This window comes from Enterococcus malodoratus (assembly GCF_027659535.1).
Classification (GTDB): domain Bacteria; phylum Bacillota; class Bacilli; order Lactobacillales; family Enterococcaceae; genus Enterococcus_A; species Enterococcus_A malodoratus.
In genome coordinates, this window is sequence record NZ_JAQDPG010000015.1 from 81,783 (window position 1) to 96,849 (window position 15,067).

The 15,067-nt window shown below is 38.6% G+C and carries 12 protein-coding genes; 8 read left to right on the forward strand and 4 right to left on the reverse strand.

What is annotated here, in order from left to right; all coding sequences use genetic code 11:
- Positions 1–63: 63 nt before the first annotated feature.
- The 6 genes from PGP85_RS19595 (at position 64) to PGP85_RS19620 (ending at position 6,417) form a co-directional block, all read left to right on the forward strand.
- Positions 64–1,074 (forward strand): CdaR family transcriptional regulator, encoded by a 1,011-nt coding sequence (locus PGP85_RS19595; RefSeq protein ID WP_270328954.1) that lies wholly within the window; start codon positions 64–66, stop codon positions 1,072–1,074.
- Positions 1,075–1,495: 421 nt separating this feature from the next.
- Positions 1,496–3,745, forward strand: coding sequence for an L-type lectin family protein (locus PGP85_RS19600; RefSeq protein WP_270328955.1), 2,250 nt, complete (start codon positions 1,496–1,498; stop codon positions 3,743–3,745).
- A 10-nt stretch (positions 3,746–3,755) separates the two neighbouring features.
- Entirely contained in the window at positions 3,756–4,133 is a 378-nt protein-coding gene (locus PGP85_RS19605) for an LPXTG cell wall anchor domain-containing protein (protein WP_010742944.1), read from the forward strand.
- A complete protein-coding gene (locus PGP85_RS19610) occupies positions 4,114–4,677 on the forward strand; it encodes a hypothetical protein (RefSeq protein ID WP_010742945.1) in 564 nt (187 codons plus the stop codon). The genes PGP85_RS19605 and PGP85_RS19610 overlap by 20 nt, the downstream gene beginning before the upstream one ends.
- A gap of 53 nt (positions 4,678–4,730) precedes the next feature.
- Positions 4,731–5,342 carry a hypothetical protein gene (locus PGP85_RS19615; protein WP_270328956.1) on the forward strand — a complete coding sequence of 204 codons (612 nt, stop codon included), beginning with the start codon at positions 4,731–4,733 and terminating at the stop codon, positions 5,340–5,342.
- A gap of 43 nt (positions 5,343–5,385) precedes the next feature.
- On the forward strand, positions 5,386–6,417 hold the full coding sequence (locus PGP85_RS19620) for a DUF916 and DUF3324 domain-containing protein (protein ID WP_010742947.1): 1,032 nt from the start codon (positions 5,386–5,388) through the stop codon (positions 6,415–6,417).
- A gap of 59 nt (positions 6,418–6,476) precedes the next feature.
- Here PGP85_RS19620 and ypfJ read toward each other — a convergent pair whose 3' ends face one another.
- Entirely contained in the window at positions 6,477–7,373 is an 897-nt protein-coding gene (ypfJ, locus tag PGP85_RS19625) for a KPN_02809 family neutral zinc metallopeptidase (protein WP_010742948.1), read from the reverse strand.
- Positions 7,374–7,723: 350 nt separating this feature from the next.
- On the opposite strand from ypfJ, the gene PGP85_RS19630 reads away from it, so the two are divergent.
- Entirely contained in the window at positions 7,724–9,076 is a 1,353-nt protein-coding gene (locus tag PGP85_RS19630; protein WP_270328957.1) for a CHAP domain-containing protein, read from the forward strand.
- Between the two features lie 66 nt (positions 9,077–9,142).
- Here PGP85_RS19630 and PGP85_RS19635 read toward each other — a convergent pair whose 3' ends face one another.
- Entirely contained in the window at positions 9,143–10,561 is a 1,419-nt protein-coding gene (locus tag PGP85_RS19635) for an MFS transporter (RefSeq protein WP_010742950.1), read from the reverse strand.
- 223 nt (positions 10,562–10,784) lie between these two features.
- Here PGP85_RS19635 and PGP85_RS19640 point away from each other — a divergent pair, with 223 nt between their 5' ends.
- Complete coding sequence (locus PGP85_RS19640) at positions 10,785–11,423, forward strand: SDR family oxidoreductase (protein ID WP_270328958.1); 639 nt, start codon at positions 10,785–10,787, stop codon at positions 11,421–11,423.
- Positions 11,424–11,577: 154 nt separating this feature from the next.
- Here the strand turns inward: PGP85_RS19640 and PGP85_RS19645 are convergent, their stop codons facing one another.
- Both PGP85_RS19645 and PGP85_RS19650 read right to left on the reverse strand, forming a co-directional pair.
- Complete coding sequence (locus tag PGP85_RS19645) at positions 11,578–13,167, reverse strand: MSCRAMM family protein (RefSeq protein ID WP_333490248.1); 1,590 nt, start codon at positions 13,165–13,167, stop codon at positions 11,578–11,580.
- The gene (locus tag PGP85_RS19650; protein ID WP_270328961.1) at positions 13,065–14,831 is read right to left on the reverse strand and encodes a vWA domain-containing protein; all 1,767 of its coding nucleotides are present in this window, start codon (positions 14,829–14,831) and stop codon (positions 13,065–13,067) included. The genes PGP85_RS19645 and PGP85_RS19650 overlap by 103 nt, the downstream gene beginning before the upstream one ends.
- Positions 14,832–15,067: the final 236 nt, after the last annotated feature.

The following is a 15,067-nucleotide window of genomic DNA, read 5'->3' on the forward strand; positions in this document are numbered from 1 at the left end:
TGTCATCTATCGGAATTTCGTTAAACTAAGAAACAAACAGAAAACTCTTAGGACGGGAAATCGATGAGTAATTTATTAACGAAGGAACAAGCGAATCTGATCGTACAGAAATTGATGGCCGATATTCCGTACAATATAAATATTATGAACGAGCAAGGCTACATCATCGCAAGCGGGAAAGAACATCGAATTGGACAGCGGCATCGTGGTGCAGAGCGTGCAATCAAGCAAAGACAAATGGTCGAGGTTTTTAGAGATACATCTTTAGAGAAGCGTGGGACCAACGAACCGATTATTCTAAAGGATGAATTGTTGGGTGTCGTAGGAATTTCAGGTGAACCGGAAGAGGTTCGGCCGTTTACCAAACTAGTGAAATCTATTGTGCTGCTTCTAGTCGAAGAATTGAATGAGTTCAGTAAGAAAGAGAAGAAGAATCAACAAAAAAATGAGTTTTTAAAAGAGTTGCTTTTGGATAAAGAACACCGCAGTGAAGAGCTGATTCAAAGAGCGTTAAACGATTATGGCATCAATCTACAAAGACCCAATCGCTGTGTTTGGTCAACTGAACAAGAAGAATGCCGAAGTTTATTTCCTTTGCATGAGGTATTTGAATGGAATGGAAATTATTTGGTTTTTGTTGATATGGAAGTCAAGATTGATACAGGACCGGCGAAGTTGCTTGTTAGTCCTCCGCGTTTAAATGCAGGCCGGTGTATTAAGGAAGTCGAGAATACCTTTTTGTATTTGCAATTTTTGCAAATTCCAATCACACACACTTTTTTTACCGAAACCTATTATTTTGCTCAATTGTTTGATTTTCCAATGGAATTGGATCAGGCATTAATCAAAAATGTTGAAGCCATTTATGAAGAATATCATGAGACCTTAATTTGTTTTGCTAACAATAGCACGAATATAAAAGCGGGAGCAGAACAACTCCATATCCATCGGAATACGTTAAATTATCGAATTCAACGTATCTATGAGTTAACTGGAAAAGATCCGAAAACATGGTCCGATCTGTGGGTTTTGATGTATCATTTCGCTTACTGCTTTAAAAAAAGGTTAATTTAAAGAAGTTGTATCTCAGTTAGAAGATACGACTTCTTTTTTTGTTATTATAAAAAAATATATTCGTCAATAACATTAAATATACCACTTATTTATAGTAAGCGTATTCTCTCACATGAGTTTTTACAGTATTGATATTGTTTTAGCGAATAACGATTTTTTAACATAATTGAAAAAGTAAAAGCAGTAGCTGGAAAGGATAAAAATGAGTTTAATCCGCTTTTATAAGTAATTTTTTTATATTTAATGACTAGAAAATAACAAAAGATTAATCGTTACTAAAATAACAATCCATCTGTTATTATTAGTAAGGAAACTAAATTATAGTCATTATTTCCTTTTAATCATTATATATAAGCTTATTGATATGGTTATTTTGTTTTTATTATTTTATGGCATATAAAACCGAAAAGGAGTGTTCTGAGTGCGAGGGGATTTTTTTAAGGAAAAGGATTGGAAACTAAATTTTTTTGGCTTACTAACTTTCATCGCGTTAACCATTGCTTTTTCTACACATGTGCTCACTGTTCAAGCTGTTACTGGAAACCCATCGGTCCCTAAAGGTGCGATCGTGGTGGACGGAATTTTTGCACCGCCGAATATCAAGATGAAGCCTGGCGGCAGTGGTGGGAATACTGGTGTAGTGCTTGGACCAAGCGATCAAAATAACGGGGTCCCGTTCTCGGAGGTTGTATTGTCTGGAAGTCAGAATGCTGTCTCTATTTGGGCGGATGACAAATACAAAATGGATTTTTCTAAAAGCTTTAACGGTCGTGCGTATGTCAATTTTGGTACTTCTCAAGCGGATGGTTTCGCTTTTGTTATGCAAAATGATGACAAAAAAACGACGGCTATTACGAACGCGTTGGCGAATACGGATGGACAGAACTTAGGTGTGTATGGCGGATCTGGTTCTTATGGTGCATTTTGGAATGTAACTACGCCAGAAAGTTTTGCTATTAAGAATTCGATCGCAATTGAATTTGATTTATATGCGAACAATAATGGCGGTTCAATGTATGATGCTGATTTTCCAAAGGTTCCCCACATCGCTTACAGCTTTCCAGGGAATTTAGCAAAGGGCTACACCCCTGTTGGATCAAATTGGCAGGGAATTATTGGCACAGGAGCAGTTGCTAAAATCCATCATTATAATCCGCAAGTCCTAAATGGAGTTGTTGGCGATAACATTCAGGATGGAACATGGTATGAGTTTCGGTATGACTTTGATAAAGCAACCTCTTCTTTTACTTACTATCTGTTGAATCCTCTAACTGGGGTAAAAACTCAGACGTTTTCGATTCCTTGGGCAGACTTAAGTTCTGAACTAAAATTGTCTGCTAATGCAAATAAGGCCTATTGGGGATTTACTGGTTCAAACGGCGCGGCCAACGGTCAGGTGAAATTTGTTTTCACTCAAGTACCGGTTGATCTAGATGCGGGTGTGAAAAATGATGTGATCGATAACGCGGCTTCAATTGTTGATACGAATAATAGTGAAGAATACCAACAAAATATGCCGGCGGCGGAATATGGAGATCAAGTTACGTTGAAAAGTTCTTTCTCGCTAAAAGCTGGGGAAACATCATTGGCCGTCAACAACTGGGAAACTACGATCAATCCAGAGGTGTTTGATTTGGCAAAACCGATAACAGAGGTTAAAGCAGTAACAGACAATGTAGCGGTAAGCGGGAGTGCAACGGTAGATAGTGCTACAGGGAAGGTTCAACTAGTTTTTCCAGATTTAAAAATTGCCCCAGGCAAGACCGTTGATTTTCAATATACTGTTCAGACAAAGGCTGGCGGGAAAACTACAAAGACTGTTTTTTCTAGTTTGTTCCATACGACTGAGATAGGAAACAATACTGCAAAATCATTTCCGAGCAATCCTGTTCCCTTTTGGGTATTTATGGATTCTCCAACGAAATTGGCGTGGGAACAAAATTCAACGGAACAAAACAAATCGATTAGTTTGGATAAATCGGAAACTACTCAGGATTACCCAGGAAAGTTTCTTTGGAGTGATACAGACAAAAACGAAAAGCTGCAATTTTATCTAAAAAAAGGCAGTGAAATGATCCAAAAACTATCTCAAGTGTCAACAAGCGGAACGACGGATTTTCAAGAGGCTGCATTTACAATTCCAAAAGACAAGATTTCCTATGGTGAAAATGATTTTACTATCGAAGCGTATCATCTGGATCGTAATTCAAAGGAAGTCAAAGAAGCTGCAACACTAAATTTAAAAATAATCGTCAGTGGAAAGTTGATCTTTCAATCAGCGCCCAATGAACTTAAATGGACGAACCGACTGGCTGGGGATTCAAAAGGCACCTTGAGTCGCGATAGTGGAAATACGATGCGCTTGAGTATTATGGATAGCAGAGAAAAGGATCACAACTGGTCTCTGGGAGTGACTGCAAAAGCCTCAACGAATATGCCATTTGAGCTGGTCTGGCAAGGGAAAAACGAGGCTGAGAAGCAGACGATCACTGACAAGCCGTTAACAGTGATGAATTCAAGCAATGTTCCGGCTAATAACTATGTCTATTCCGAAGAATGGGGAGAGACGGAAGGCGTCCTGCTGCAAAGTAAAGAATACATGCATGTGGGCGACTATAGCGGGAAGGTTATTGTTCACTGGAATCTCTACGATACGGAATCACCAGAGTAGGAGGATGGATATGGATAAAAAAAAGGGAATACTATTAGTTCTTTTATTTGGGATTCTTTTCTTTAATGGAACGAAAACCTTTGCTTTAGACCAACCAAACTTTGATTCTGAAGAACAGACAGTGGTTTTTCATTTGATTGAAGAAAAAGGTGGTAACGCTTTTATGGATAAACAACCACCATCAGATCCTAATCAAAAAAATGAAGCATCCTCTAGTGAGTATGCTCTTAATAAAAAGAAGTCGATTTTCCAAAGGTGGCGCATGTTTCCTAGAACGAATGATACTAAGCTGCTGATTCTTTCCTTCATTGGTACATTATTTGTCGGTCTCGCTTTTTTGATCTTATGGAGTAAAAGGAGGGAGTCCGATGAAATGGAAAAAAATTAATTTTCTCCTATTAACTGGAGGTTGCTTTCTGCTGATTTTCTGCACTGCTGAAGTTGCTGCCCATGCACAGGTCGAGACCCCGGTTGCGATAAATATTATCGAAACACCAATTCGATTGGTAAAGGTGAGGGCCCCCACCTTTGAGACAGCTCATGTATCTTCAAAACGACAGACGCTTAAAGCCACAGGAAATTTTGAGATTCAAGTAAAGGATCTAAGGCAAAGTAAAACAACACCGTGGAAATTACTCTATCAGCTGACGAATTTTTCTAACGGTAAAAAGTATTCGGCAACGATTAATCTAGGAAAAGGAACTGTACGTGCATTAGGCGAAGAGAGTAAAATCACTGCGATGCCACATGCCGTATCAGTAGGTGCGAATGAAACAGGAACACTTGTGACTGCTCATTCCGCGGAAGCTTCTGATTACCTTTATCGGGTCGATAAACAGGCAATAGCTTTGACTATTCCAGGAAATCTTCCGGCAGGAAAATTTACAGGTAAGCAAACGGTTCTATTGCTAAACACCCCTGAGGTTAATTAGCTAATAAGCTGATTAATATAAAATAACTATTTAAGTATGAGGAGATGTGTAAAATGAAAAAATCAACAATCTTAGGTTCTTTAGTATTAGGTGCGCTATTAATAGCGGTAGGAAGTACTGGTGTACAGGCTGCCGAAGTTGCAGGACAAAAAGGTGAAACAACAACGATCGTCAAGATCAAAGACAATTCAGATCCGACAAACCCAACAGACCCATTAAATCCAGCGGCACCTGATCAAAAAATGCTGACATTGGAAAAGGTACCAAGCGGCTATACATTTGAATCTAAATTGCAAAATAATCAATATACAATCAGCAGCGGAACAATCACTGACCCTACAGTGGATGTCTTTAATGATCGAATTGATCGTGAATGGTCTGTAAAAGCGGCAGTCTTAAATAATAAAATCACTCGTTCTGATGCGAAAGACTTCACTGTTGATTCGTTCAAAATTAATGATAAAGAAATCTCTGCAACTGGAGCTGATGGCGTAGTAGCGAAAGCTCAAACTAGCAAGACAGAAGCGAATAACATTGGGGTCGTTAAAACACCTATTACAGCTATTGCAATCGGATTTACGGATAAGGACAAAGTTTTAAAAGTTGGGGATCAGTTAGATGGGAAGATTCAATACCAATTGTATAATACGGCAGACGCAAAATAAAACCTGTACTGACCGTTCTTCCATTAACAAGGAGATAAGGTAGATGTTCAAAAAAACAACGATTCGATTAGCAGGGCTTATTTTCTTGGCTTCCCCCATTTTATTTCCATTGGTATCTTATGCGGCAGATACTAGTGGAGAGGTTGGCTACAATATCCAAGCGGTCATTCCTGAAAACCAAGGAGATAAGACGAAAAGTTTTTTTGATCTGAGAATGACTCCGGGACAAAAACAAACGGTTTCTATTATGATCAATAACACGTCGAATCAAGATTCAAAATACCAAATCAATATTAATCAAGCGTATACGAGTGATCAAGGCTTTATCGATTATAGCGAGTCGAAGAAAGCACAAGAAAATAATTATCCTTATAAAATCAATACTATAGCTAAAACCGATAGTAAAGTTGACGTTGCCAAAAACAGCAGCAGAGAAGTACCAATTACTTTAACGATGCCAGATGAAAAATATGATGGTCAAATTTTATCAGCGATTCAAGTTGTTAAGGACAGCGAAGAGACTAAATCGGGTATTTCCAATAATTACGGCTATCTATTAGGTTTGAAATTGACCGAATCAGATACAGAGGTTCATCGTCAATTAAAGCTGAAAAAAGTGGAACCCGCTGAAAGTTTCGGCAAAACAAGTATTGCGGCTGTGTTGGAAAATCCAACGATGGATGCATATGGACATTTAAAATATGAAGCAACTGTCAAAAATTCAGCCACAAACAAAGTGGTTCGCACGGTTTCTTACGACAAAGATATGCAGATGGCTCCAAATTCCCGGTATCGTTTCGCAATCGATTGGGAGAAAAAGAGATTAGAAGCAGGGGACTACAGCCTGCATTTAAAAGTATCTGATGCTAAAAACAATGTTTGGGTATTTGATCGGAAATTTACTATCTCAAATAAACAAGCGAAGGAAGTCAATGCTGCGACTATTGATGCAGCAACTGAAGATAGCTTGCCGACTTGGGTCTTTATCGTGATTGGAATTTTATTAGCAGTCATTTTGCTGGGAATAATTTGGCTTATCTTAGCGAAGCGGAAAAAGGATAAAGAAAAAATGTAACTCATAAACAAAGAACCGCAGACTTGGGACGTGTTTGTCCAAGTCTGCGGTTCCCTTTTTTATGCTGCAACAGATAAATCTAAATTTTTTTCATTAAAGGTATTTCCATGATCTAAGTCCCCATATTTAAAACCGCGTTTGAACCAGTCGATTCGCTGCTGACTAGTACCATGAGTAAAGCTATCAGGGACAACATAGCCTTGATACTCTTTTTGCAGTGTATCGTCTCCGATCGCATTTGCCGCAGTGATAGCCTCATCGATGTCGCCTTCCTCCAAAATCGGCTGTCCCTGATAGGTCTCGCCAGCTAGATATTTAGAAAAACATCCGGCCAAATAATCGGCTTGCAATTCTAAACGAACACTGTACTTATTGTATTCGGTCTCTGAAACTCGTTTTCGAATTTTATCTAATTGAGCTGAGATTCCCAGTTCATTTTGCACATGGTGACCAACCTCATGAGCAATAACGTACGCCATTGCATAATCACCTGTTGCGCCATATTTGCTGGACAATTCATCTGCAAAGCTCAAATCTAAGTATACGTTTTGATCTGCTGGACAGTAAAAAGGTCCGACTTGTGAACTGGCCTGACCACAAGCGGAGCTGACACTATCTGTGAAAAGGACAAGTTTAGGATTTTGATATGACTCATTAAGCTGATCGAATTCGCCATTCCAATAATCCTCCAAGTGAGCAAAAACGACCGCCGCAAATTCTTTTTGATCGGTATATTCTTTAGTTGAAACATTTTCTGTTTCATAAGTTGCTGGTGTGATGTCACCACCCAGAGTATCCGTGACCGTACTTAAATCTCCCCCGGAAATGAAAAAAACAAGAATAGCAATTAAAAATACACCGATTCCACCACCGGCCGCTATTTTACCCGCAGGTCGCCCGCCACTGCCTGAACGATCTTCTACATTTGAACTTTGCCGATCTCCTCGCCAACGCATAGTGTTTCCTCCTTCTGTCTTTTATAATTATTTTAGACGAAAGGGACAACGAGCCAAAGAATAATGCTTTAAGAGAGCTGTGACTGTTCGTTGACAGGTTTATCTTTAAATTTATTTTTCACTTTTTTCAATCGGTCATGAAGGATGAAAAAATGGGTATTTTTTCTGTAAAACACTTAAATGGCGGCAATATGGAGGAAATATCGATCGTATTTCAATAATTTAAAAAATAATATTGAAATGTATTTGTAACATTCTTTTTATCTGCATGATATATCACTGTGTTAGAATTACTTCTGACGTTATGCGATCTATCATTTAAATCAACATAATAGCCGGAGGAATAATTAGTGAAAAAAAGTATATTAGCAGCATTGTTAGTTTGTACAATCGCTGTATCAGCAGTACCGAGTATTGCTTTAGCAGATAATTATGATCAGCAAATCCAAGAAAAAGATCAAAAGATCAGTGACCTACAAGGTAAACAATCGGATGTTCAAACACAAATTGACGGATTAACAAGTGAGATTGCAACGGTTAGTGGAAAAGTTAAAGACTTAGAAGCGAAGCAAGATCAATTAAATAAAGATACAATGAAGTTGCAAGATAAAATTGCTACATTGAAAGTGCGTATCGCAAAACGTAACGAAGTGATTAAAAATCAAGCGCGTGATACTCAAGTAAAAGGTCAAGCAACTAATTATGTTTCAGCTGTTTTAGAAGCTGATTCATTATCAGATGTGGTTGGTCGTGTACAAGCGATGTCAACTATTGTAAAAGCGAATAAATCTTTGATGGAACAACAAAAAGCCGATGAAAAAGCGGTTGAAGAAAAAGTTAAAGATAATGAAACAAAAGTTGCTGAAATCCAAGCAAACCAAAAAGAGTTAGAAACACAAAAGAATGAAATTGCGAATAAGCAAGCAGAGCTAAACGTTGTGAAAGCAAATTATGCTGCAGAACAAGCAACTGCTGAACAAGATAAATCTAAATTGAAGAAACAACAAGAAGAAGCGAAAGCAGAACAAGCACGTGTCTTGAAAGAACAGCAAGAAGCTGCGAAAGCACAAAAAGCTGAGCAAGAACGTCAAGCGAAGGAAGCTGCAAAAGCGCAAAAAGCTTTTGAAGATTCTCAAGCGAAAGCTGCAAAAGCACAAGAAGAACAAGCGAAAGCAGCTACTGAAAGCTCAACAGCATCTTCTACTGAAGCATCATCAAGTGCCAGTGAAGAAAGTTCAACTTCATCTTCTTCAACAACAGAATCAAAAACAGAAACGACTACGACTGACAATAATGAAACTCCGGCGCCAACACCTGTACCAACACCAACAGGTGGAAAAACTGACCACACTGGTTCAGGTAATATGTACGCAGTAGGTCAATGTACTTGGTATGTGAAAAATGTTGCACCTTGGGCTGGAACTTATTGGGGGAATGGTTGCCAATGGGGAGCTTCAGCAGCAGCTGATGGTTTCCAAGTAGACGGCACACCAACTCCTGGTTCGATCGTTGTCTTTGGCCAAGGTCAATCAGTTGGAACATGGAATGCGGATCCCTCCTATGGACACGTAGCGTATGTTCAATCATACAATGCTTCAGACAACACAATCACTATTACTCAAGGTGGTATGGGCTTCCCATCACCAACTGGACCAAACACTGCAACATTGAGTGCAGCTGGGTTACAATATATTCACCCATAAGAAATAAAATAGAAACGAGTTTCCGAATCTTCGGAAACTCGTTTTTTTGCTATAAAGAAAGATCTTTTAGGAAACAGTCTTTTTTGAGCCGTTTATAATAGCGTAAATGGACAATAGTAAACAAATAACTGCTAGAAAGGCCATTATCCAAAAGATATTATGAAAGGCACGAATAAAATCCATCCCTAACTTTGGTGTGATATAGCGCACATTAGGCAGCTGACCGAACAGAACCGCAGATGAGATACTGATTCCTAAGCTCATTCCGATTGTTCTAAAAAAAGAAGTCAATGAACCAGCGACACCAGTAAATTCTTTTTCAACAAAAGACATCGCCATCGAATTATTTGGTGATAAAAAGCTTCCCATCCCGATACCATTCAAAATAATCGGAAATAATACTAGTGGCCAGCTAAAATGCAGTGGATAAAATGTATAACCAATTTGTGAAGCAATCAGGACCAGTGTCCCGATAATTATTAATTTGCTTGAACCGATACGGTCTGAGAGACGACCAGCAATGGGAGAAATTATCAACATTATTGCAGACTGCAGAATCATGACTAGCCCACTAATCAGTGGACTGATCCCATTAAAGCTTTGAAGATAAAAGGGCAGTAAGATATTGGACGCCACATTGGTAAGCATTGCTAAGAATAGGGCAAACATGGAAAGCATGAAGTGTTTATTCCTTAAGACACTTGGTGAGATCCAAGGATTCTTACTATGATCATCTTGGATAAAAGAATAAATAGTTAGTGCCGTTCCGCCGAAAAAGGCGATCATTCCTACTAAGAGCCGTCCATGTGTACTCTGAAAGAACAGACTGGAAAGTGATAAGCTGATGATTCCGATGGAAAAGAGTCCTTGTCCTAACCAATTTGCTTCTTTTAAGGGGCCTTCAACGGTAGCTTTAGACAGTTTTGGAAGTGGAAAAACTTTATATCCGATAATACTGAATAGTAATCCGATAGGTACATTAATCAAATAAATCCAGCGCCAAGAAACAGCGGATAAAACAACGCCGCCTAAAGCCGGCCCTGAAATGGAACCAACGGAAATGAACATTGAGATTATCGACATCGTCGTTCCACGAGTTTTAGGCGTTGAGTATTCTGTTGTGATTCCGAGTGAGTTGGCCATAATCATGGCAGATCCGATGGCTTGAACAACACGACCAATTAAGAGGATCAGAAAATTAGGAGCGAACCCATTGATTAGTGAGCCCACGGTAAATGATACACCGCCTAAAAGAAAAATAAACTCTTTAGAAATAAGATCGCCCAGATGACCAAAGGCTACCAGTAAAATAGTTGTGGTGATCAAACCGATTTGTACGATCCAAGTCGCTTGGTTATTAGAAATCAATAAAGCCCGGCTGATTGTTGGCAATGCCAAATTGGTACTTTCACCGGATAAAGCAGTAATAAAAGAAAACAGTCCTAAAATAATTATTTCTTTGCTAAGTATTTTTTGTTTTTCCATAACAATCCCTCCTAAAGTCGAGGATTCCAATTTTTCTTAATTATAGTGATTGTAGAATAAAAATACGAATGAAACGTTTTCTTTGAATTTTTAATCATTTGTAAAGAAAATTTCGCTGATTTTAGAGTGAAAGTACTTTTGTTTGAGCGAGGAGAGTCGTGGTGCTAATATGATTGGTGTGAATGAGAGAAAATGTTTTTTAGCTTGAAAGAAGGAATCACTCATGAAACAAGTATTAATATTAGGCGCTCATGGAAAAATTGCACAACGTGTCACAAAGAATCTTTTGGCACAGGACGTTCATCAAAAACTTTTTTTGCGTAACTCGGCTCGTTTGAGCATTGATGATCCGGTGAAAGAATCATTGATTGAAGGAAATGCGACAAGTCTATTCGATTTAGAACAGGCATTAACGGGAGTCGATATTGTTTACGCAAACTTAGCGGGAAAAATTGTAGAGGAAGCCCAAAATCTTGTTGCCGCTATGAAGGCTAAAAAGGTCAAACGTTTAATTTGGATTTCAACCTTAGGAATTTATGATGAAGTTCCGGGTAATTATGGAAAATGGAATCATGAACAATTAGATGGGGGCTATCTAGAAGCATATAGCAAAGCGGCCCGTGTGATTGAAGATTCTGGCTTAGATTACACAATCATTCGCCCCGCATGGTTAACCGATCAAGAAGAGGTCGATTATGAACTAACTAAAAAGGGCGAAGTGTTTAAGGGGACTGAGGTTTCTCGGAAAAGTATTGCGGACCTCGTTACAAAAATTATTGATACCCCGGATTCATTTGTGGGTGATTCTTTAGGTGTAAATAAACCAAATACCGATGGTGATAAGCCAGCTTGGTATCGTTAATAGGAAAACGGTCTGCATTATAATGCAGGCCGTTTAGCTTTATAATCACAAAATCAAAATTATTAAGAGGCTGATTTATTATAAGTAAAATCTAGAAAACGGAAAATGAATAACTATAAACAACGGAAAAACGAAAAGAGGAATCCTTATTATTTTAGTGAGCTTTTTGACGATTCCAATATAAATAACCAATAGTTAAACTAACACCAAGGACAAGACACAAAGCAGAGAGGAATAAGATTTTTTTGCCGGCTAAACTCCCCGTACTGGGCAATGTACCTACATGAGGTTCATTTTTAACAGTTACTTCAAGCTTATTTCCTGAAGCAGTGATCCCACCGATTCCTTCAACTTGCGGATGTGATTCAATCACGACTGTTCCCTGTGGAGTAATTCTAATCTGAATTTTTTTGTCCAGACCAATAAAACCATTGGGCGTCTTGATTTCAGCTAGCTCGTAAGTGCCTTGTTCTAGTCCAGTGAAGGTAAATGTTGGACCGTCCTCGAGCGTTTTATTATACGTATTTTCGACACCTGTTAAACGGAAAGCGGCTCCTTTAAGGGCAGTATCCGTGTTATCAGTTTTGTGTACAACTAGTTCGAAAGGTTTTAGTTTATTCGTTTTTGTGACATCGGTATTTTTGCCGTCAATGGTTGCTTCGACTCCTGAGCCATCGTCTTTTTCAGAAACAGTGATCGCAAAATCCTTTATTTTGATATAGCCAGTAGGTACCGTTGTTTCTTCGACATTAAAAATACCAATAGGAAGATCTTTAAATGTGACTGTTCCATCATCAGTTGGTGCCACATCTTTTTCTGGCACAATGTTTTTTTCTGTTAAAGTGGCGGTAAATTTCGGTTTATCATTTCCAGTGAAAGGCGTACTGCCATCATGCCCGACTTTCTTAAAAGAAGTATCGGTTGTCATCAACCTGTTTTTGATAATGACTCCTTCTGTTGGCAAATCGTTTGAATGGAAATTATTGGGAGTGTATGCTGGCTTAGCATATCCGATTACTTTATCTGAATTGCCGATTCTTTGGATCACGCGATAATTGATTGCAGGATCGCCTGGAACATCCATAAATTTTCCTTTCATGCTGGCATCTTTCTTCAAAGTAAGTTGTTTTTGATCTGTCCAGTTTGCCCCTTCTTTTTTCTGTAAGACGACAGTTACATCCTCGCGCATCTTCCAATGATCTGCATTATCGTTTTCCCATTGTACTTCTACTGGTATATCGAAATCCTCAAACTTGATTGGTGCCTTTACTGAAGGAATACCAAAGTCTAATTTATCGGTTGTCCGTTCGGGTGTCGGACTAAAAGTGGAGCTCTTGTTAACTTGATACCAAGTTCCCGACTTGAAATTTGTATTGTCAGTTTTTAAACGAACACGATAGGTGAGTTGAACTTCTTGTCCGTCAGATAGATTGAGGTTGCTTACATTAATTGTTCGTTTGTTGTTTGCGGTTGCGATCTTCGGCATGTCGGTAGCAGTAATGTCTTTTTCCTGCCCATGCTTAATTTGCTTTGGATTTTCTTTATTTCCCACAAGTTCTACCATGTCGCCTAAGTTATCCGTGATCTCTCCTTGGTCAACGGTTCGAACGATGGTGTTGTACCATTGCTTTAAGTAATCTGCTATTTCTGAACTCCTTTTAGCTTCATAGAAGAAAAAATCATTTTGTGTATCCCCTGTAGCATCGCGTTTTTTGATGCCATTTTGTATAGTCCTCTTAGTAATTCGGCATCCGAATGCTTTTCATTAGGGTTGCTTCCCTTTGCAGAAATTTCAAGTGCCAGAGAATGAATCTCGATGTCTGACTCCTTAAGCGATTGCGCCATTGAGTTTGCCGGAGTCAGATGACTAGTAATTCTCAAACTGTTAGGTGGTATTGGCGGGTTTTGTGGATTATATGGAACTCTTATTTTGGTGGTCATTTCTAAGGGCAGATTTCCATTACCGAGAGTGGTGCCCACGCGATACTGATTCCCGACTTTATCGTTTACCTTTGTGATCCGAATCGGATCGAAATACATGCTATTATCAGCAATAGCTTCTGTAGGGGTCCAACTATGTGTCGGTCCGCCATCTGTTAAGAGAAAAAGTATTTTTTTTCGTTTGCCTGTCGCATCTGCCTTTTGAAATAAATCTCGTGCAGTGGCCAAGGCTCTTTCCGTATGTGTATTCCCATCAGGTTCAAGATTCCGATAATTAGTGTCCAAGGATTTCCATTTTGCCGGTGAGTTTGATATGTCGACAACTGTCTGACTATCGTTCCAGCCGATTTCGGGTTGGTAGGCGGCGAAGATATTCCCTCCTATTCGAATATTATCGGTATTCGCAACATACATACTCTCCAATTGATTAATCAGACTGGTAAAAGCATTGGATGCGTCCGGTTTCCGCTTGAGCTCTCGCATCGAATAAGAATTATCTAACAAGAAAACAAGATCCACTCCAGGGTCGTAATTAAGATATCCGCGAATGTTCATTTGGACATCGAATTCATTTTCTACGTTTGTTTCCTTCACGAGTTTCCTTATAGATAAATTTGGCTTGGTCATCTGACCGTAGTGGATGTATGATTTGGTATGATCGTCTGCGGCTACATCCCAATGATCTACACCATCCCAGACATCCGCAGCTTGTTTTTCATACCCGCCTTGGTGATTTATGACATTCAGCTGATTATTGGGGACCCAAGAATGTTCTGGATAATCGCCGATTGAACTGCCAAACAGATACTTCGGAAGTTTATTTTTGTACAAATCATTTTGTCCCGTATGTGATGCTTGAGCAGTTGCTGTAATTTCTGGCCCAGCTTGAAGAAGTTTAGTTTCCTCCATTGAAATTGATGCATTTGTACTTTTTTCTGTCTCTTTATATGGAGAGTATTGGTTTGAATTCGTTGCGACTTCTAACCAATAAGATTCAGTTTGGGCTAGAATATTTTTGTTTACTTTACGTTCATCTTGATTTGTGGGGTGTTTGACCCGTTCGTCCATTTCAATAAACATTTGCAGTTTAGTTTCCTCTTTTGGAAGAACAATGGGTATCTCTTTTTTTGCAGAAGACGTAAAGCCTTTTTCAATCAGCCAATCTTCCTCTTTCTCCATTTCATTAATTGGTGAGTAATCGATAACTCTTCCAGTTTCGCTTAAAAGTTTTATTTTTAAGCGTTGTTGAGTATTTTCCGTGGAAGCCCTGTGATCGAATTTTATTCGAAACACATTTTCTTTGTTCGACGTTTCGGTGCTGTAGGAAACCTTTATACCGCCCTTATCCATTAAGCAGATTTCTTTCGTTTCAGCAAAAACGATTGCAGTAATTGGTAAAATTTCCAAGCACGTTAGAAAAATAATCGCAAATACTGTCATTATAAAGCCGATTTTATTCCATACCATGATTTCCGCCTCTTTCATTTTTTATAAATAGTCTTTTTTATAGCATTCTCATTATAGAAAAAATGAAAAAAAATTTAATTTCTTAATTAAAACGATAGTTCGTTATTTATATGTATCAAGTGATTTATATAGTACTATTCGTTTGTGAGAAAAAATGAGATATGGTTATTTAAAGCGATTTGTTGAGAGTGTAAAATATTTTGTGTAAATGAGAAAGTCCATTCTATTATTTAAGT

Excerpts from the sequence above, each read along its gene's own strand:
- PGP85_RS19595 (WP_270328954.1), top strand. The coding sequence starts at position 64 with ATGAGTAATTTATTAACGAAGGAACAAGCGAATCTGATCGTACAGAAA.
- PGP85_RS19605 (WP_010742944.1), top strand. The coding sequence starts at position 3,756 with ATGGATAAAAAAAAGGGAATACTATTAGTTCTTTTATTTGGGATTCTT.
- PGP85_RS19610 (WP_010742945.1), top strand. The coding sequence starts at position 4,114 with ATGAAATGGAAAAAAATTAATTTTCTCCTATTAACTGGAGGTTGCTTT.
- PGP85_RS19615 (WP_270328956.1), top strand. The coding sequence starts at position 4,731 with ATGAAAAAATCAACAATCTTAGGTTCTTTAGTATTAGGTGCGCTATTA.
- PGP85_RS19620 (WP_010742947.1), top strand. The coding sequence starts at position 5,386 with ATGTTCAAAAAAACAACGATTCGATTAGCAGGGCTTATTTTCTTGGCT.
- ypfJ (WP_010742948.1), bottom strand. The coding sequence starts at position 7,373 with ATGCGTTGGCGAGGAGATCGGCAAAGTTCAAATGTAGAAGATCGTTCA.
- PGP85_RS19635 (WP_010742950.1), bottom strand. The coding sequence starts at position 10,561 with ATGGAAAAACAAAAAATACTTAGCAAAGAAATAATTATTTTAGGACTG.
- PGP85_RS19640 (WP_270328958.1), top strand. The coding sequence starts at position 10,785 with ATGAAACAAGTATTAATATTAGGCGCTCATGGAAAAATTGCACAACGT.
- PGP85_RS19650 (WP_270328961.1), bottom strand. The coding sequence starts at position 14,831 with ATGGTATGGAATAAAATCGGCTTTATAATGACAGTATTTGCGATTATT.